The 18,200-nt window shown below is 60.5% G+C and carries 17 protein-coding genes; 12 read left to right on the top strand and 5 right to left on the bottom strand.

All coding sequences use genetic code 11. The features are described 5' to 3' along the window. Window positions 1–26 precede the first annotated feature (26 nt). Window positions 27–1,505: a sodium:solute symporter family protein gene (locus LPA36_RS22855; RefSeq protein WP_228881910.1), complete on the bottom strand. Its 1,479-nt coding sequence runs from the start codon at window positions 1,503–1,505 to the stop codon at window positions 27–29. Further along, on the bottom strand, window positions 1,502–1,717 hold the full coding sequence (locus LPA36_RS22860) for a DUF3311 domain-containing protein (protein ID WP_228881912.1): 216 nt from the start codon (window positions 1,715–1,717) through the stop codon (window positions 1,502–1,504). The genes LPA36_RS22855 and LPA36_RS22860 overlap by 4 nt, the downstream gene beginning before the upstream one ends. 330 nt (window positions 1,718–2,047) lie before the next feature. On the opposite strand from LPA36_RS22860, the gene LPA36_RS22865 reads away from it, so the two are divergent. Continuing rightward, window positions 2,048–2,719: a MarC family protein gene (locus LPA36_RS22865; protein ID WP_228881914.1), complete on the top strand. Its 672-nt coding sequence runs from the start codon at window positions 2,048–2,050 to the stop codon at window positions 2,717–2,719. Between the two features lie 52 nt (window positions 2,720–2,771). Then, entirely contained in the window at window positions 2,772–3,605 is an 834-nt protein-coding gene (locus LPA36_RS22870) for a class II glutamine amidotransferase (RefSeq protein WP_228881916.1), read from the top strand. 12 nt (window positions 3,606–3,617) lie between these two features. On the opposite strand, the gene LPA36_RS22875 is transcribed toward LPA36_RS22870, so the two are convergent. Both LPA36_RS22875 and LPA36_RS22880 read right to left on the bottom strand, forming a co-directional pair. Next, window positions 3,618–4,241, bottom strand: coding sequence for a LysE family translocator (locus LPA36_RS22875; protein WP_228881917.1), 624 nt, complete (start codon window positions 4,239–4,241; stop codon window positions 3,618–3,620). A gap of 93 nt (window positions 4,242–4,334) precedes the next feature. Further along, complete coding sequence (locus LPA36_RS22880; protein ID WP_228881919.1) at window positions 4,335–4,706, bottom strand: VOC family protein; 372 nt, start codon at window positions 4,704–4,706, stop codon at window positions 4,335–4,337. Between the two features lie 157 nt (window positions 4,707–4,863). On the opposite strand from LPA36_RS22880, the gene pip reads away from it, so the two are divergent. After that, complete coding sequence (gene pip / locus LPA36_RS22885) at window positions 4,864–5,841, top strand: prolyl aminopeptidase (RefSeq protein ID WP_228881921.1); 978 nt, start codon at window positions 4,864–4,866, stop codon at window positions 5,839–5,841. 34 nt (window positions 5,842–5,875) lie between these two features. On the opposite strand, the gene LPA36_RS22890 is transcribed toward pip, so the two are convergent. Continuing rightward, entirely contained in the window at window positions 5,876–7,333 is a 1,458-nt protein-coding gene (locus LPA36_RS22890) for a sigma-54-dependent transcriptional regulator (RefSeq protein WP_228881923.1), read from the bottom strand. A gap of 1,386 nt (window positions 7,334–8,719) precedes the next feature. Here LPA36_RS22890 and LPA36_RS22895 point away from each other — a divergent pair. The 9 genes from LPA36_RS22895 to LPA36_RS22935 all read left to right on the top strand — a co-directional run bounded on the left by LPA36_RS22895 (window position 8,720) and on the right by LPA36_RS22935 (window position 18,183). Next, the gene (locus LPA36_RS22895; protein WP_228881925.1) at window positions 8,720–8,917 is read left to right on the top strand and encodes a Flp family type IVb pilin; all 198 of its coding nucleotides are present in this window, start codon (window positions 8,720–8,722) and stop codon (window positions 8,915–8,917) included. 101 nt (window positions 8,918–9,018) lie between these two features. Beyond that, window positions 9,019–9,552: an A24 family peptidase gene (locus LPA36_RS22900; protein WP_228881926.1), complete on the top strand. Its 534-nt coding sequence runs from the start codon at window positions 9,019–9,021 to the stop codon at window positions 9,550–9,552. 181 nt (window positions 9,553–9,733) lie between these two features. Next, complete coding sequence (locus LPA36_RS22905; RefSeq protein ID WP_228881928.1) at window positions 9,734–11,152, top strand: ATP-binding protein; 1,419 nt, start codon at window positions 9,734–9,736, stop codon at window positions 11,150–11,152. 53 nt (window positions 11,153–11,205) lie between these two features. After that, the gene (cpaB, locus tag LPA36_RS22910) at window positions 11,206–12,030 is read left to right on the top strand and encodes a Flp pilus assembly protein CpaB (protein WP_228881931.1); all 825 of its coding nucleotides are present in this window, start codon (window positions 11,206–11,208) and stop codon (window positions 12,028–12,030) included. 72 nt (window positions 12,031–12,102) lie between these two features. Further along, window positions 12,103–14,211, top strand: a complete 2,109-nt coding sequence (locus LPA36_RS22915; protein ID WP_407674327.1) for a type II and III secretion system protein family protein — start codon at window positions 12,103–12,105, stop codon at window positions 14,209–14,211. Between the two features lie 35 nt (window positions 14,212–14,246). Next, window positions 14,247–14,540 (top strand): hypothetical protein, encoded by a 294-nt coding sequence (locus LPA36_RS22920; RefSeq protein WP_228881932.1) that lies wholly within the window; start codon window positions 14,247–14,249, stop codon window positions 14,538–14,540. 36 nt (window positions 14,541–14,576) lie between these two features. Next, complete coding sequence (locus LPA36_RS22925; RefSeq protein ID WP_228881934.1) at window positions 14,577–15,779, top strand: AAA family ATPase; 1,203 nt, start codon at window positions 14,577–14,579, stop codon at window positions 15,777–15,779. Window positions 15,780–15,798: 19 nt separating this feature from the next. Further along, the gene (locus tag LPA36_RS22930; protein WP_228881935.1) at window positions 15,799–17,175 is read left to right on the top strand and encodes a CpaF family protein; all 1,377 of its coding nucleotides are present in this window, start codon (window positions 15,799–15,801) and stop codon (window positions 17,173–17,175) included. A gap of 30 nt (window positions 17,176–17,205) precedes the next feature. Continuing rightward, a complete protein-coding gene (locus LPA36_RS22935) occupies window positions 17,206–18,183 on the top strand; it encodes a type II secretion system F family protein (RefSeq protein ID WP_228881937.1) in 978 nt (325 codons plus the stop codon). Window positions 18,184–18,200: the final 17 nt, after the last annotated feature.

An 18,200-nucleotide genomic window follows, 5' to 3' on the forward strand; every position in this document is an offset into this window, starting at 1 on the left:
AGCCGCAGTCAGCCGGTGACGCGCCGTTAATGCTGACGCGCGTGCGACGGTTCAGTCGAAGCATGCGGTTGTGTCATCGCGCTCACGATCGCAAAGACGATCACGTTCACGGCCAGCGCGAGGAAGCCGATATTGACGTCCTTCAGGCTGTCGGGCAGGTACGGGAATAACTGCGCAACGCTCAGATGCAGGGTCGTTGTGAGTGCAACCACGAAGACGCCCGCCAGAATCCCGCAAAACGCGCCCTGTTTCGTCGCGCGGTTGCGCTTTGCAAGACTGCACAGCAGCGCGGGGAACAGCTGCGTGACGAAGCTGTAACCCATCAGCAGCAGCGCAACGATTGTATCGCCGCCATGCAGCGTAAAGCCGACTGCGACGAGCGCAACCGCCGGCACGAGCAGGCGCGCCAGCTTGCCGACCTTTGCATCGGAAGCGTTTCGCTGCAGTGCACCACGATAGACGTCGTTGGCGAGCAGCGTCGATGCGCTTGTGAGGATCATCGAGCCCGGCACGAGCGCCGTCAGGACACCGGCCGCGCCAATCACGCCGACAAACCACGGGTCGAAGGTCTGGATCGACAGGCGGAACAGCGACAGGTCGATATCGCCGCCCTTGAGGCCCGGCACTTTCAGCACGGCGGCAAAGCCAACAAAGAACACGAACAGCAGGATCAGCTGGTAGAGCGGCAGAACCATGGCGTTACGCCGGAAGATCCGCTCGTCGCGCGCGGTATAGATCGAGCCGAACGTGTGCGGCCACATGAAAAAGCCGAGCGCCGTCAGGAGAACAGTGGACTGGAACCACGTCACGCTCGACCCTTTGGCCGGGAAGGTCAGGAACCCGGGCCGCGCGGCATCGATCGTGTGGAACATCTCACTCAGTCCGCCGTAATGATGAATCGGCAGATAGATGCCGAGAAACAGCACGATCGCGAGAATCAGCACGTCTTTCACGACCGAGTTCCATGCCGAGCCGCGAACGCCCGACACCATCACATAAGCCGTCACGACCACGGCGCCAATCCAGATCGCCGCCGTCGACGAAATTGCGCCATACGATGCGGTCGCGACAATGATGCCCAGTCCCTTCAGCTGAAGCACCAGATACGGAATCAACGCTGCAACGCCGACCAGCGCCACGAGCACGCCAAGCGCCGGGCTGTCGTATTTGCGGGCAAAGAAGTGCGACTGCGAAACGAGGCGTTGCGCTTTGGCATAGCGCCAGATGGGCGGCAAAAGCCAGTACGACAGGATGTACGCGAGCGTGCCGTAGGCAAGGATGTAATAGACGGGCGCACCTTTGCCGTACGCAAAACCGCTGCCGCCAAGGAACGTGAACGTCGTATAGATTTCGCCCGCCATGAGCAGGAACACGAATGCGGTGCCGAAGCTGCGGCCGCCTACGGTCCATTGCTCGAGGTTCATGTCGTGCCCGCGGCGCGCGCGCACGCCCAGATACAGCGCGACAAGCGTGACGGCCGCAATCAGGATCAGTGCGCTGCTCATGAATGCACCTCCGCGGTATCGTCAGTGACCTCGCGGTTGACCGGATCGAAGCGATAAATGATTCCCATGATCACGGCACCGGCGACGACCCAGAATACAATCCACGCAAGCACGAACGGCATGCCTAGCACGAGCGGCTCGACGCGGTTGACGAAGGGAATTCCAAGCAGGATACCGATGAACGGCAGGGCGGCCAGCAGGCGAAACAGCATAGGACAGCTCCTCAACGCGGTAGATACGTCTGGTGGATTCTGTATGTTGTCGCAGGGACTGTATGCCTGGTCTGTCCTCGCCGTAAAGGCCTTCAAAAAAACTGAAGGGCAGTTGTAAGAACCGGGCGTCGCGGAGTACTCTTCAGGCAGCACACCGCATGCGGCCATTCCTGCCTGTGCTCCGGTATCATCGTTTGAAGAGACGCCGTTACACTGTCATGCCCGCCTGCAGGTATGACCTGATTCTGGTTGCGGCCATTCACATAACAATACGCTGCCCAACGTTGGCGATGCGGACGTTGGGTTAGCCCTTCGATGCGAAGCGCACCCATGGTAGAGAGCCTGATCTCGGACATCCTGTTTGGCTTTACCGGATTGATCAGCATCATCAATCCGATCGGCGTCGCATTTGTGTTTCTGGACCGCACTGAATCGCTCACTAACGAAGAGCGCGCGGTGCTCGCCAAGAAGGTCGCCATCAATGCCAGCATCGTTCTTCTCGTCGCGTTTTTTCTCGGCACGCCGGTGCTTCATTTTTTCGGCATCTCTATCCAGGCTTTGCGCATAGGCGGCGGCCTCGCGGTGGCCGTCAGCGGCTGGCAGATGCTTAACGCGCCGGACGTGCGGCCCGGTGCTGCAGCGGTGCGCAATGTGGATGGCGACAATGCCATGTCGAAGGCGTTCTTTCCGCTGACGATGCCGCTCACCACGGGTCCCGGCTCGCTTGCCACGGCGATTGCGCTGACGGCGAACCGCACCCACAAGCTCACTGATTTTGTTTTGTCCGCGGTTGCTTCGATTGCGATCACGGCCCTGATCGGCATCGCGATCTACCTGACGTATAGCCGCGCCACGCTCTTTGCCCGCTACCTGGGCATTGACGGAACCAAGGTTGCGATGCGCGTTTCTTCGTTTCTGCTGCTGTGCATCGGCGTGCAGATCATATTGACGGGTCTCGGCGAATTCCTGACTCCGATAGCCCAGCTGCGCGTAGCGCCGTAGGCATTGCAGATGCCCTGAGCGTGTCGATGCGCAGTATCACAGGAGGTGGATCATGTGCCGCTGGCTTGCCTATACGGGTAACCCCATCCAGCTCGAGACGGTGCTGTTTCGCGCCGAGCATTCGCTGATCGACCAGAGCCTGCATTCACGCATGGGGCATACGACCACCAACGGCGACGGTTTTGGCGTCGGCTGGTACGGCACGCCGACCGACATTCCGTTTCGCTATCGATGCGTGCAGCCCGCGTGGAGCGACCGCAACCTGCGAGAGGCGGCGCGCGCGGTCAGAGCGCCGCTCTTCGTTGCGCACATCCGCGCGGCCACCGATACGCCCGCGCAGGAAACCAACTGTCATCCGTTTCGCTATGGGCGCTGGCTCTTCATGCACAACGGACTGATCCGCAATTATCCGAGTGTCAGGCGCGACCTGATGATGGCGATCGATCCCGATCTCTTTGCTTCAGTGGAAGGGTCGACCGATTCGGAGGTGATGTTCTATCTGGCGCTCACGTTCGGGCTGGAACTGGCGCCCGTTACGGCACTTGAGCGGATGGTGGCGGTCGTGGAGGAGGCAGGGCGACGGCATGGCGTCGAGCATCCGTTGAACATGACCGTGTGCGCGACCGATGGCGAGCAGATCGTGGCCGTTCGTTACTCGAGCGAGAGACAGTCGCGCTCGCTCTTTCACAGTACGTCATTTCGCCATCTGCGGGAGTTGTATCCCGAAGACGACCGCATCAAGATGGCCGGCGACGATGCGTATCTTGTTCTGTCGGAGCCGCTCGTCGATCTGCCCGGCGTGTGGCAGGAAATCCCCGAGAGTGTGGCCGTCGTGACGAAAGGCCCCAGCGTCGAGAAGTTTGCGTTCACGCCGGCGCTGCCCTGACGGCGGCGCGGCTTACACCGCGCGACGGATTTCGGCCACGCCGAACGCGGCAAGCGCGAGACCTGCCATGCGGTCGATCAGCTGGCGCATCCGCGTGCCGAGCGCGTGGCGCGCGCCCGAAACTGCTGTGACGAGAAAACACCACCATGCAATCGATCCACAGAACACGCCGGAAACAGTTGTCAGCGCAACGCTTGTCGAAAACGGTCCACGTGGCGCAAGTGTCGCGAAGAGCGCGGCGAACATGATGATCGTCTGCGGGTTGGTCAGGGTGAGGAGCAGCGAACTTGCGTAGGCGCGCGCGGCGCCGGCAGAGGGCGCTTCGGTTGAACTGGCGTTTTCCGCAGCGGGTTTCTGCATCAACGTGCGTACGCCGATGTAGAGCAGGAAGAGCCCGGCGACGAAATGCAGCGGCCGGTCATACGCGAGCATGAACTGCGAAATGCTGACCATGCCCAATGCGGCGACGAGACCATACAGTGCATCGCCGCTCGCGATCCCGAAGCCGATCGCAAGGCCGGCGCGCGGCCCTTCAGTCAACGTGCGACGGATGCACAACATGCCCATCGGACCAACGGGCGCTGCGACCGCGAGCCCGACGCCCGCCGCAGTGAGAAAGAGACCTGCACCCGCCATGAATGCTCCAGAACCAGAATTTTTGTTTGTCTTGTGATGAGGCGGCTGCGCTACATGCGCCTGAACCCGTTCAGACCCGCAGCCTGTCGACCGTTATATATAGCACACCGCCTCGACGCGATAGCCGTCCGGATCGATGGCGAACGCTGCATAGTAATTCGCGCTGTACTGCGGACGCAGCCCTGGCGGCCCGTTATCCGTCCCGCCCGCGGCGAGCGCAGCGCGATGGAAAGCGTCGATCGATGCGCGATCGTCAGCCTTGAAGCAGAGATGCAGACCCGATTCCGGATCCGGCTGCACGGGGTGTGGCGCGAGGACCAGCCACAGGACGGGCTCGTCGCGTCCGTAAGCGACGGCGTCCTCGACATCGCGCAGACGTGCGTAGCCGAGCGCGCCCATTACCGCATCGTAGAACGTGCGGGTTCTATCCAGATTGGCGATTCCAACCGAAAGATGATCGATCACGATGTTTTCTCCATTCACGAGAGACCAGCGCTAGCGACAGGCGTCGCCGGATCAAGGCAACATTAATACAGTAGCCTGAAGGTGCAAAGCGGTTGCGTATGAAATGGATTAATCTGCAACTGTTAAACGCTATTTAAAACGGGAATCGCGTCAAATAATGGAAACGCAAGAACGCTTTGAAGACGGCATGCTCGACGTCGGTGATGGACATACGATCTATTGGCGCACCCAGGGGAACGCACAGGCACCCGCCATCGTGATCCTGCACGGCGGACCCGGCGGCGCGATGAATCCGCAGTGGGCCGATCTGCTCGACGCGCAGAAGTGGCGCATCGTTCTCTTCGATCAACGCGGCTGCGGCAGGTCGACGCCGTTTGGCGAGTTGCGAAACAACGGCCTTGCAGATCTCGTCGGCGACATCGAAGCGTTGCGCGAGCATCTGGGCATCGCGCAATGGGCGGTATTTGGCGGATCGTGGGGCACGACGCTCGGGCTCGCGTACGGTGCGGCGCATCCATCGCGCTGCCTGGGCTTTCTGCTGCGCGGCATCTACCTCGCGCGCAGCGAAGATACCGACTGGTTCCTGTGGGGCGTCCGGCGCGTCTATCCCGACGTGCACGCGCGTTTTCTCGACGCAATCGAACAGGCCGCTGGCCGCAGGCCTGCAAGTGCACGCGAGGTGCTCGAATTCAGTGGCGCGCCGCTTTCGCGTTTCGATGCGACCAGTACCGCGCTTGCGCGCGCGTGGCGTGACTATGAGTCGACGTTATCGCGCGTGAATCACGAAAAACAGGAGGACGAGAGCGACGCACGCACGGAAGAAGAATCGTCGCGCGCGGCGATCGCGATGGCGCTGCTCGAGCGCCACTATATGGCCGACGAACTGCCGCCGCCTGCGCTGCTTCCCGCCGTGCCGCGCTTTGCGCACCTGCCGTGCCAGATCGTGCATGGCCGCTTCGACATGGTGTGTCCCGCCGATCAGGCCCAGGCCCTGGCCGACGCGTGGCCGGGCGCGACGTTTCAGATCGTCGATGCAGCCGGCCACTGGACGTTCGATCCCGGCGTTGCAACGGTCTTGCGGGAGGCGGGTAAGCGGCTGCGCATCGAAATGGACGGCGCAAAGCCAGCCGCTTAAGCAGTTAAGCAGTGAGGATTGCGCAGTTGGCCGCTCAAGCCGCCTGGGTGGCCGCGACCTTGCGGTCCGTGATTTCGGCTGCCTTGTCCGTCAAGTTAGACGCGTTCGACGCGCGAAGCATGCGCATCTGTCCGGGTTCCGGTCGCAGGCCGACCGCGTTCATCAACCGGTAGAGCGTGGCGCGCGAGACACCCAGTTCTTCGGCCGCCCCGGACAGGTTGTAGCCGTGTCTGCGCAGTGCCTGCTGGACAGCGGCGCGTTCCGCTTCCGCGCGAATCTCCGACAGGGTGCGCCGCGCATTTTCCGGATCGACGGGCAGGCCCAGATCCGCCGCCGTGATGAAACGGCCTTCCGCCATCACCACGGCGCGTCGGACGCAGTTGAACAGTTCGCGTACGTTGCCCGGCCATGTATAGCTGCACATTGCCGTGATCGCGTCCGATGTGAAGCCGCGCAGCTTGCGCGAATTGTCGCGGCGGAACATGTCGAGGGCGTAGCTGGCGAGCAGCTTGACGTCTTCGCCGCGCTCGCAAAGCGGCGGCTCGCTGAGTTTCAGCACACACAAACGATGGTACAGGTCGGCGCGGAACCGGCCCGCTTCCACAGCGGCTTCCAGATTCACGTGGGTGGCGGAAATCACGCGCACGTCGACCTTGATCGAGCCCGTGCCGCCGAGACGTTCAATCGTGCCTTCCTGCAGGAAGCGCAGCAGAACGGCCTGGCATTCGATCGGCATGTCGCCGATTTCGTCCAGAAAGAGCGTGCCCCCGTGGGCTGCTTCGATGCGGCCGATCTTGCGTTGCGCCGCGCCGGTAAACGCGCCGCGCTCATGGCCGAACAGTTCGGACTGGAGGAGGGTTGGCGGCACGGCCGCGCAATTGATCGCGACGTATTCGCTCTCCGCGCGGGTCGACCGTTCGTGAATGGCACGTGCGGTCAGTTCCTTGCCGGTTCCCGAGGCGCCCGCGATGAAGACCGGCGCATCGTTCTGCGCGCATTTGTCGATGCCTCTATAAAGCTGCAGCATCGCATCGCACTGGCCGATCATTTCATGGCGCCCGAGCGTCAGCTGCTGCGGCATGGCCGCGCGCGAGCGCAGCGACGACAACCCGTGAGCGTGACCCAGCGCGAACGTCAGGCGCTCGTCGACGCAGGGCATCGTGACAAAGTCGAAACAGTAGTCGAGGATGAACCGGCGCAGCGATTCGTCGTCCGTCTGGCCCGGCCAGACCGCCGCAATCCAGGTTGTATGCGTACGCTCCAGACAGGATTCGAGCGCACGCAGATGCTGGGAGGTGCAGTCTCTCGGCACTTCCACGAGGCCAACCGAGATCTCGGAGCAATCGAGAATATGCTCGGCTTCGGCAACGGAAGTTGTATAGGCAACGTGCCATCCTGCCTCTTCAAGGAAGCGGACAATGCGTTCGTCGCCTGAAGGTAAAACGCACAGCGCAACGCGCGATGCGACGTCTGACGTGCAGATCGTATCCATGATGCCCCCGGTCCTGGATTCGAGCGCCCCGGGTAACGGCTTCCGGTTTGGCGCTTGAATCACATCGAAATTGCTTTAAGACTGCTGGTCTACAGTCGGCAGATTCCGATTTCACAGTTTGATCGACGTGTTCGCGCAGCGTGGTGACGCGGCGCGCAGTTTATTTGTTCAGACAAATAGGCGTGCGATGTGAGCACGCTGAAACTGGATGGCGCAGCGAAACGTGCGCCTGTGCGGACGGTTAAACGTCATCTTGATACCCCCGTAATACGCTGGCCTGCTCTTCTACTGGCTTTTTTATGCGCTCTATGTTTGGCGCATGACAGTGAACATAGATCAAACAATCTTGAATTGCCATAGAAATAAATGCCCCTCAAGTATTTTTCGGGGCAATTGGGTGGTGGCGATGTGGTTTTTAAGCGTCACTAACTGATTCGATTTGTGCCTTCAGGAAAGGCCTAATTTGAAAAATCATGGCTAACCCTGACCGTATGAATCAGCACGTGCGTCCGGAAACTTCAGTGTCGCCCATGGTCGCGTTGCAACACTGCTACATGTGGCGCGGGTGAGATGGAATCCCGTGCGGGGGCGTGGTGCTCATGGTGGGTTGCGCCGTTGCCTTCCGGATGGGCTGACGTGGCGCAGAGCGAGTCTGCATGCGGCTCGTAGCGTGGCGCCGAAGGTAGGTCGGAATGATTCGGCGAGCGCTTGATCGTCGAATCATATAAGCCGGATCGGGCACGTCCATGTTTCGAAATTGAATGCGTGGTTCATTCGAACCTCCGTGTCGATCTCAACTTTGCGACAGCTTTTTCAAGCCTGGCGGGCGAGGAAGCATTTGCCTGCGGCGCGCGTTCGACACTGTTCAAACTGGCTGGAGAGCCGCGCCAGTCCTTGCTATGAGTCTGCCCCGCTCGATCCTGTTTAGACGGTGATGTGTCGCCTTCGACGCTCGCGTGAACCCGAAACCATGTAACGGACTCGCAACGATGCCGTGTTTGCCTGCCCTTCAAAACGCGCCGGATTTTGGCCATCTCCAGGATACATAAGGCTTTGCGAGTGCATGGCACACCCGTTGCGTATAGACCTGCAAACGGATTCGCCGCGACCGCAAGGAGGAGACCCGATCTTGCGAACGCGACAGGGAACTTTAGCATCGCAAGCGGCAGGACGCCTCGAGTTGATGCAGAAGAGCGGCAAAGCCAGATCGCAATGACACGATGAGCAATGCGAACGAATGGAGTTCACTTCATACGTCAGTTGCAAGCGATGTCGAAGCGGCGAGGTTAGGCCAGCGTTTCGCCCATACCGGGCGTTTTGATTCCGCACCTTCCCTTGAAGGATGTGGACCGTCGAGTAGTCGACTTTTCTCTTACGGGGGTTAGCATGAAGAGCACGATCCAACAATTTCTGCGTGATGAAGAAGGTGCAGCGGCTATTGAATATGGCCTGCTGGCAGGGTTGATCTCGGTGATGATTATTGCCGGGGCGACTGCTATGGGCACGAGTCTCAGCAATATCTTCAATACCCTTAAAACGGCCTTGAACACGGTCGACACCAACTCCGGCAAGGCGGCGCAGTAACGCGTGACGATTTGCCTGCTCTGCTTCTCAGCGTATTTGAGGGGCAGGGCGGCAAACCGTCCGACGATCTAACGCGCACCGTTCCAAACACGGAGTATTCGATGAACGAAGTTGCCTTTCCGATTGGGCCGTGTGTTCTCGCACTCGTGATCACGGCTGCCGTTTGGGACTGGAATACGAGGCGGATTCCAAACTGGTTGGTGGCGATCGCTTTGATCGTATCTCTGCCGATGCAGTGGACTGTCCACGGACTGGCGGAGGGTACGCATACATGGCTCTTCGGTTGCCTCGTCGGTGGTCTGTTCTTCCTGCCAGGTTACGCCATACGCGCAGTCGGCGCTGGTGACGTGAAACTGATGGCGGCGGTTGGAGCGTTCTGTGGCGCGGTGGTAGCCGTATATGCAGGATTAATCGCATGCGTATTAGGTGCAATCTGGGCACTGGCAACCCTTCTGAAACGGCGGCGCATGAAGGAAGGCCTGTCGAACACGCTCTCGATGATCGTCGTATTACCTGGCGGCATCAAAGCAGCAACGCAACACGGAAAAAACCTTCGCGAGCATTCAGTGGGCAGATTGCCGTATGGCGTAGTGATCGCAATCAGCACGATAGGCGTACTGCTGACCACCGCCTGACCTGCGGAAGTCAAAGCGCAGTAGAGAGAACATGCAGTAAAGCAGCCGGACCGGATTGAAACACCGCGTCTCCGCAGAGAGGCGCAGGTTAGCTGAGGGGCCACATCCACAAAATGGGTGGGTTAAGCCCGACAGAAAGAAATGAGCCTTCATGAATGCAGGCCATAAACGGGGAAGCACGATGAATAAAGCGCTGGACTGGGGCGATATTGCGTCCCGTGAGATCTCTGTGCGTCGTGAACACGCCGACGCCGCGGTATCCGCGTCGAGCAGCGTAGCCGAAACCCGTCGCGCGCCACATTCAGTCGAGCAGACCGGGCTTGACCTGCATTTCCTGGCGGAACTGACGGCCAAAGCCGCCGCCGTCGAAGGCAAGATCAATCTTGCACATCTGGTGGAGCGCCTCAAGCTGCCCATCCCCGTGCTCAACGAAGTCACCGGCTTCATGATTCGCGAACGCGTGCTCGAAGTCACGCATCGCGGCGCCGCAGACTTCGACGTCCAGTATCAGTTGACTGAAGAAGGCCGCGTCCGCGCAATCGGCTATCTCGCCAAATGCGCCTACGTCGGCCCGGCACCGGTATCGCTCGAAGCTTATACCCGGGTAATTGCGAGCCAGTCGGTCAACCTCGTACGCATCTCGCGTTCGTTTGCCCTTGCCGCGCTGGCAGACATCAAGCTCAGCGACGCGATGATCGACGACGTCGGCGGCGCGATGAATTCAGGCCGTCCGATTCTGCTCTATGGCCCGGCTGGCGGCGGCAAAACATACATCGCGGAATGCCTCGCAAAACTACTGCCCGGACACATCGATGTGCCGTACGCGTTACTGATCGATCGCTCGATTGTCCAGATTTTCGATCCGTTGATTCATCAGCCGGTTGAAATGGAAGAGAACAGTCTCATCAGTGCACTACCGGATCGTCGCTGGCAGCGTTGCCGCCGACCGGTCGTGATGGCAGGGGGCGAGCTCACGCTCGACATGCTGGAGTTGCGCTACGACGCCGGCACAGGTTTTTATCAGGCGCCGGGCCATATGAAAGCGAACAACGGTCTCTATATCGTCGACGACCTCGGACGTCAGCGCGTCGCGCCGCAGGATCTGCTCAACCGCTGGATCATCCCGCTCGGCCGTGGCAGCGAAACACTCACACTGCAGAATGGCGCGCGCTTCTCGTTGCCGTTCGATGTACGGCTCGCATTTTCCAGCAACCTCACGCCCGAGCAACTTGGCGACGAAGCGTTCCTGCGCCGTCTGGGCTGCAAGTTGTACGTCGGCCCGCTCGACCAGCACGAATATCGCGAACTCTACGACAGTCAGTGCGCGCAACTCGGTGTGCAGTCAGACGAAGACGCATTCGATTACCTGTTGCACAACCTCCATCTGCCGGGACGCCGTCCGCTGCTTGCCTGCTATCCGCGCGATCTGCTTGGCCTCGTGGTGGCCCATGCCAGTTATCGGGAAGAAGCGCCGGTCGCAACGCCTGAAACGTTGCATCGCGCATGGAACAACTATTTCGCAAGTTCAGGTGGTCACGAAAGCATCGCATCAAAGTCTGTTCACACAAATGAAGTCGTGCGCAGACTGGTCACCGCCTGAAGAACGTAGCTCACCCAGGGGCTGCCACCGGCGGCCAGTAGCAGGAGAATGAAATGAAGAACTCGCGCGCTGTATTCATGCTGTTGATCGCCACGGCGGCGGGGCTGGCGGCAGTGGTGTTCGGCTCACGATGGATGGTGTCGCAGACGACCAGCACCAACGCACACGTCGTTGTCGCTTCGTCGGATATCAATCTTGGGCAGCGCGTAACACCGGATCTCCTGAAGGTTGTGGACTGGCCTTCGACCAGTGTGCCGCCGGGTTCGTTCTCCGATCCGCAAAAGCTGGATGGACGCGTACTGAAAGAAAGCGCGCTGCGCGGCGAGCCTGTGCTTGCATCCAAGCTCTCGCCAGTCGGCACGCTCGGTGGCCTGTCTGCTGTGATCAACGAAGGCAAGCGTGCGATCACAGTGCGTGTAAATGACGTGATCGGTGTTGCGGGCTTCGCATTGCCGGGCAACTACGTCGACATTATCGTCAACACGCAGAAAGATCCCAACGCAACGCGAGACCAGCACATTTCAAAGATCGTACTCGAAAAGATCCTCGTGCTGGCGGTTGCGCAAGAGGTCGGGCGTGACGAAACCAGGCCGAAGGTAGTCGACGCCGTCACGCTTGAAGTAACACCGGATCAGGCCGAGACAATCGACCTTGCACGCAGTATCGGCACGCTTTCGCTGGTGCTTCGCAACCAGGTCGATCCGCAGGCGACGACCACCGCCGGCGCGACGCGAAACACGCTACTCAACACACCGGTCGTCATTGCGGCGGCATCGGAACCTGAAGCTCCGCGTGTCATCCGACGGGTTGCCGCCCATGCGCCCAGCAATTGCGTGCGGGTGATAACCGGCAGCGAGAAGGGCCAGGAATGTTTCTGACCGGCATCGCCGGCAGGCAGTAGCCACATCATAAGTTGTTCACATATAGCAGCACCTGACGGGGGAAGGACCATGAACGCGAAAACAAGGTGTCCGGCGCAAGCGCCGCATCGACGCGCGGAGAAACGGAAGGCGAGCGGGTCACGCTTCGTGCTGACCACGATGCTGAGCGCCATCGGCCTGTTCCTTTGGGTGCTGCCGTCCGCTGAGGCAGAAAGCACACGCGAAGCGGCGAGTGCCGTCGGCACCGTCCAGCCTGCGATGCAGGCACCCGGCCAGGCGGCGGCACTGGCCGCTCCGTTCACGGTCGCGGCCAACGGGCCGATCCGTCTCACCATCGGTGGCGCCGACGACTCGCAGGCGAATGCTGCTGCCGCGAAAAACACGAAGGGACCGAACTGTAGCGGGCCGGTTGGCGAACACAGCACCGTTGTCGTGCCACTCGGTAAATCGACAATGGTCAATCTTCGCGAGCCGGTCAGGGAGCGTACGGTAGGCAACCCGCAGGTGGTGCAGGCGATGCTTGTTTCGCCGCAGACACTCTATCTGCTCGGCTCCGACATCGGCACGACCAATATGATCGTGCAGGGCAAGAGTGGCTCGTGCAGCGTGATCGATGTGGTTGTCGGTACGGATCCGGCCGGGCTGCAGCAGACGCTCGCATCGTTGATGCCTGAGGAGACCGGCGTCCAGATCAAGGCTGCGGGTGACGCGCTTGTGCTGACCGGCGTCGTAACGGACGGCGCCAAAGCTCAGCGCATCGTTGAGCTTGCCCGCGCCTATACGCAGCGCCCGAGCGCAGCGCTGCCACTTCCGGGCGCAAAGGGTGGCGCCGGTGCGGCACCCGCCGGCGGCGACAAGTCCGAACGCATCATCAACATGCTTCAGATCGCTGCTCCGCAACAGGTGATGCTCGAAGTGAAGGTCGCCGAAGTGTCGAAGACACTGATCGACCAGCTCGGCGCACAGGCGAATCTTCAGGGCAGCATCGGCAGCTGGTCGTTTGGCCTGCTCGCGAATTTTCTGTCGGGCGGCATGGGCGCGATAGCGGGCATGAAGTCGAATAACCTGCCGCTTAGCCTCGCGATCGACGCTCAAAAGACGGATCAACTCGTCAAGGTTCTCGCTGAGCCGAACCTGATGGCGATCAGCGGTCAGGAAGCGAGTTTCCTCGCCGGCGGAAAGGTGTTCATTCCGGTTCCGCAAAGCAACGGAACGGGCGGTACGACGATCACGCTGCAGGAAGAGCAGTTCGGCGTCGGCCTGACCTTCACGCCGACCGTGCTCGAAGGTGGTCGCATCAACCTTAAGGTTGCACCGGAAGTGTCCGAGCTGTCGCCGACCGGCGTCGCTGTGACGGCGGGCGGGACGAGCAGCACGGCGATCCTGCCGCTCATCACGACGCGCCGCGCGTCGACCACGTTGCAGGTATATGACGGACAGAGCTTTGCGATCGGCGGACTGCTGAAGAACAACGTGACCGGCACGATCAAAGGCTTGCCGGGCGTAGGCGAGTTGCCCGTACTCGGCGCGCTGTTCCGCAGCACGAATTACCAGCAGGACAAAACGGAACTGGTGTTCGTCGTAACGCCGCGTCTTGCCAAACCGCTGCCGCGTGAGTATCCGCTGCCGACTGACGGCTTCGCGAACGTCAACGAAGCGCATCTTTATGCGACCGGCAACATGGAAGGACGAAAGCCTGCTGCCCCGGCCGCGCCTGCTTCGGGGACGCCTGCTGTGAACGGTGCAAACGGTGCGAATGGCTCGAATGGCGCCAACCCGGCCGCTACAACGGGTGCTGTCGTTGTAGTGCCGCCAGTGACGGGTGCTGCGGCGGTGCCGCCCGTGGCGCCGACCTCCAGTCAGATGCCGGCCCCCGACGCGGCATCGCCGGCGAATCTCGTATCGCCAGGCGGCAAGCCCATCGCGCTCGAAGATCCGCGCGTGAATGTAGTTCAGACAGCCCAGATCAGCGTGACGCCGCTCCCGTCTCCGGCTGCGAAGGTGCCGGACGGACCACCGCCTGCAGCGATATCCAGCGCGGGACCGCTTGAACCGGGGCCTGCCACTTACACGGCTTCTCCAACGGCTCCCGCCCTGGCTTCCAGTGCACTTGATCCGCCGGACACGTCAATTGCCAGAACAGCTCCGGTAGCAACACAGATCAGCACGACGCAGTGACGAGAGTCCGCCTTGCAGACTTATTGGAGAAGAACATGAACACGATCCAGGCCTCCATTCGCCTTGCGCTTTGCGTCGGTGCCTGCGCGACACTCGGCGGTTGTCTTAGTTCGACGCCGGCGTGGGACGAGCATTTTGGCGAATCCGTCTCGCAGATCCGGACGATGCAGATACTTAACCCGATGGCGTCGGCCAACGACGATCCGGTCGCCGGAATTGACGGACGCGCGGCGATAGCGGCGCAGACGAACTACGTCAAATCCTTCACCGCGCCGACGCCGCCCACCAACGTATTCACGATTGGCGTCGGCACAGGTAGCAGCAACTAGTTTTCGAAGCAGGTTCGCTTAGCAGTGGAGATACACATGATCGACATCCTTTTGATTTCGTCCAGCGACGAGCACGAGCGCGAAGTGAAAGCGCTGCTTGCCGCAAGCGACGTCCGGCACCGGCTGCATTCCGAGCGCGGCGCGGCGAAGCAGTTACCGCGCTACGCCGAGCGAATCAAAAAGACCGATCTGTTGATCGTCGCCGACACGTCGCTCGTAGTGGGCGATCTGGCAGCGATCGAGGAAGCAATCGGCCATGCTTCGAATCTGACCTGCATGCTGGTGGCGTCGGCCCTCAAGACCGACATGTTGATGGCCGCGATGCGCGCCGGCGTGCGACATGTGCTGTCGTGGCCGATAGACGCAAACGAGTTTGCACAGGAACTCCAGCACGTCGCAGGAAAAAAGACTTCCAGCGCGCGGCGGGAAGGCCGTGTGATCTCATTCGCTTCCGGCAGAGGCGGCGCTGGAACGACGCTGATCGCAACGAACCTCGCTTACGCATTCGCTGCCGCACGCGACAAGCGCGTGTTGCTCGTCGATCTGGACCAGCAGTTCGGCGACGCGAGTCTGCTCATGACGGAAAAGACGCCAGCCTCGACGATCGCGGACCTGTTTGCCCAGATCGAACGGCTCGACGCAGCGTTTTTTGATGCGTGCGTTTCGCACGTGCACGCCAACCTCGACGTCCTGGCAGGAGCGGGCGACCCGGTGAAGGCAACCGAGATGCGTGCGTCTCATCTCGAACGTCTGCTGGCACTCGTTCGGGACCAGTACGACGTGGTGATCTTCGACCTCGGACAGACGATTAATCCGCTCGCACTTCATGCGCTGGACCAGAGCGAGTCAATTTGCGTGGTCGCCCAGCAAACCATTCCGCAGCTGCACGCGGGACGGCGGTTGCTCGACATACTGGGTGCGCTCGGTTATTCGGCCAGCAAGATGCATCTGCTCGTGAACCAGTACGAGAAGGGTGCGCAGGTGGACCTTGCAGCCATCGAGGAAGCACTTGGCGTCAAACCTGCCCATCTGTTGCCACGGGACGAAAAGAGCGCTCTGCAGGCGGTTAATCAGGGCGTGCCGCTTCTTACCATCGCGAAAGGGTCTTCGCTGACCAAAAGTCTTGGCGTTCTTGCTGCTTTTCTTTGGCCGGAAGCGGCGGCCCCTTCGAAGAGCATGTTCGGCCGCCTGCTGGCACCGAAGCAGCGCGCGGTGCAGCAACTCAAACCCAGTCATTGAGCGATAACCGGAGAGCAGCATGTCATTGCGCGAACAACTTTTGATGCAGAGCGATCTGGCAGTGGCAGAAGCGCCGGCCTCAAGCGCGGCTTCTTCCCCGGGCGATGCGAAAGCGGCGCGCCAGGCGTATCAGCAGCTCAAAATGAACATCCACCAGACGATCATCGAACGGGTGGAACTCGACAAGCTGCAACGGCTCACGCCCGATCAGGTGAAACGCGAACTGGCACAACTCGTCGAGCGCATCGTCGACGAAGACAAGGTGCCGATGAACGAGTTCGAGCGCAAGCGTCTCGTGCAGGACGTGCAGGATGAAATGCTGGGCCTCGGCCCGCTCGAACCGCTGCTAAACGATCCGACCGTGTCGGACATTCTGGTGAATACGTCGCAACACGTGTATGTGGAGCGACGCGGAAAGCTCGAACACACGGACATTACGTTCTACGACGACGCGCATTTAATGAAAGTCATCGAGCGCATTGTGTCCCGTGTTGGCCGGCGCATCGATGAATCGACGCCAATGGTCGACGCACGTCTGCCTGATGGCTCGCGGGTCAACGCGATTATTCCGCCATCGGCTATTGATGGGCCACTCGTTTCGATCCGGCGTTTCTCGGTGCATCCGCTTACCGTCAATGACATGCTGAACAACCAGAGCTTTACGCCTGCGATGGCGCAACTGCTCGAAGCATTGATCAAATCGAAGCTGAACGTCCTGATTTCGGGCGGTACGGGCAGCGGGAAGACGACATTGCTGAACCTGCTGTCGGGCTTCATTCCGGCCGACGAACGTATTGTCACGATCGAAGACGCCGCCGAACTTCAGTTGCGCCAGCAGCACGTCCTACGACTTGAAACGCGGCCGCCGAATATCGAAGGCAAGGGCGAAATCTCGCAGCGTGCGCTGGTGCGTAACGCATTGCGGATGCGCCCGGATCGGGTCGTGCTCGGCGAAGTGCGCGGCGGTGAAGCGCTCGACATGCTGCACGCAATGAACACAGGCCACGAAGGATCAATGGCGACGCTCCACGCGAACACACCGCGCGATGCGATCACACGCCTCGAAAACATGGTGTCGATGGCCGGACTCACGATGCCTGTGAAGGCGATGCGTCAGCAGATTGCTTCGGCGATTTCCGTTGTGGTGCAAGCCTCGCGCCTGACTGATGGCCGACGCAAGCTGATGAGCATTCAGGAAATCACCGGCATGGAAGGGGACGTCATCAACATGCAGGAGATCTTCACGTTCAAGCGAACGGGTGTCGACGACGACGGCCGTATCAAGGGCTATTTCTGCGCAACGGGCGTACGGCCGAAGTTTTGCGACCGGTTGACCGCTTTCGGGATCACGTTGCCGGACAACATGTTCGACCCAGCTCGCCGCTTCGAAGTGTGAGTTCGCGCGAAACGTATTGAGGAGTGAGGCATGGATACGTCGTTTATGGGTTTCGTCGTGCTGCTGTTCATCGCGACGGTGCTGATGATCGAAGGGCTGTACATCTTCTGGCACAACCGGCACGGCGCTTCGGTCAAGCGGATGAAGCAACGGGTGCGCGCGGCGGCGCCAGGCGGAAAGTCGGGCGACGATCAACTGTCGATTCTCAAGACCCGTACGCTGAGCGACTCGCCTTTGCTGCTGCAACTGCTTACGCTGATGCCGCGGGTCCAGATGTTCGACAGGTTGTTGCTGCAGTCCGGGCTGACCTGGTCCGTCGGGCGACTCTTTGGGTATATGGGTGGCTGTGCGGTGGCGGGCCTGGTGATCGGCTTCGTGTTGCATCAGCCTCTCTTGATTGCTCTGGTGTTTGGCGGAGCCGCCGCCTTCCTGCCGCTTTTCATCGTGCGCAGCAAGCGAAGCAAGCGTATCGAGATTCTGGAGCGTCAGCTTCCCGAGGCTGCCGATCTGATCAGTCGTGCGTTGCGCGCCGGTCACTCGTTTCCTAGCGCACTCGGTATGGTTGGGGATGAAATGCCGCGTCCACTGGGCGGCGAATTCAAGCTTGCTTTTGATGAGATTAATTACGGCGTCGCGATGAGCGTCGCGCTGCAAAACATGGTGCATCGCGTGCCTGTTCCAGATCTGCGCTACTTCGTGATTGCGGTGCTGATCCAGCGCGAAGCGGGTGGCAATCTTGCGGAAATTCTTGGCAACATCAGTTCGATCATTCGCGAGCGACTGAAACTGATGGGGAAGGTCAAGGTGCTGTCGGCGGAAGGCCGCCTTTCCGCCTGGATTCTGTGCCTGCTGCCGTTCGTTCTGGCCGGCGTGATCATGTTGATTACCCCCGGGTTGATGCGTGTTTTCTGGACCGATCCGACCGGTATGAAGATGGCAGGCGTGGCGATGGTTTTCATGCTGTTCGGGATCTTGTGGAGTCGCAAGATCGTGCGAATTCACGTATGAAAACGACCATCCAGAAA

This window comes from Paraburkholderia saeva (assembly GCF_907164555.1).
In the GTDB taxonomy this organism is placed as follows: Bacteria; Pseudomonadota; Gammaproteobacteria; order Burkholderiales; family Burkholderiaceae; genus Paraburkholderia; species Paraburkholderia saeva.

Coding starts and splice junctions, on each gene's coding strand:
- cpaB (WP_228881931.1), top strand. CDS start 11,206: ATGAAGAACTCGCGCGCTGTATTCATGCTGTTGATCGCCACGGCGGCG.
- LPA36_RS22870 (WP_228881916.1), top strand. CDS start 2,772: ATGTGCCGCTGGCTTGCCTATACGGGTAACCCCATCCAGCTCGAGACG.
- LPA36_RS22860 (WP_228881912.1), bottom strand. CDS start 1,717: ATGCTGTTTCGCCTGCTGGCCGCCCTGCCGTTCATCGGTATCCTGCTT.
- LPA36_RS22925 (WP_228881934.1), top strand. CDS start 14,577: ATGATCGACATCCTTTTGATTTCGTCCAGCGACGAGCACGAGCGCGAA.
- LPA36_RS22915 (WP_407674327.1), top strand. CDS start 12,103: ATGAACGCGAAAACAAGGTGTCCGGCGCAAGCGCCGCATCGACGCGCG.
- LPA36_RS22900 (WP_228881926.1), top strand. CDS start 9,019: ATGAACGAAGTTGCCTTTCCGATTGGGCCGTGTGTTCTCGCACTCGTG.
- LPA36_RS22875 (WP_228881917.1), bottom strand. CDS start 4,241: ATGGCGGGTGCAGGTCTCTTTCTCACTGCGGCGGGCGTCGGGCTCGCG.
- LPA36_RS22895 (WP_228881925.1), top strand. CDS start 8,720: ATGAAGAGCACGATCCAACAATTTCTGCGTGATGAAGAAGGTGCAGCG.
- LPA36_RS22855 (WP_228881910.1), bottom strand. CDS start 1,505: ATGAGCAGCGCACTGATCCTGATTGCGGCCGTCACGCTTGTCGCGCTG.
- LPA36_RS22920 (WP_228881932.1), top strand. CDS start 14,247: ATGAACACGATCCAGGCCTCCATTCGCCTTGCGCTTTGCGTCGGTGCC.
- LPA36_RS22905 (WP_228881928.1), top strand. CDS start 9,734: ATGAATAAAGCGCTGGACTGGGGCGATATTGCGTCCCGTGAGATCTCT.
- LPA36_RS22935 (WP_228881937.1), top strand. CDS start 17,206: ATGGATACGTCGTTTATGGGTTTCGTCGTGCTGCTGTTCATCGCGACG.
- LPA36_RS22890 (WP_228881923.1), bottom strand. CDS start 7,333: ATGGATACGATCTGCACGTCAGACGTCGCATCGCGCGTTGCGCTGTGC.
- LPA36_RS22865 (WP_228881914.1), top strand. CDS start 2,048: ATGGTAGAGAGCCTGATCTCGGACATCCTGTTTGGCTTTACCGGATTG.
- LPA36_RS22930 (WP_228881935.1), top strand. CDS start 15,799: ATGTCATTGCGCGAACAACTTTTGATGCAGAGCGATCTGGCAGTGGCA.
- pip (WP_228881921.1), top strand. CDS start 4,864: ATGGAAACGCAAGAACGCTTTGAAGACGGCATGCTCGACGTCGGTGAT.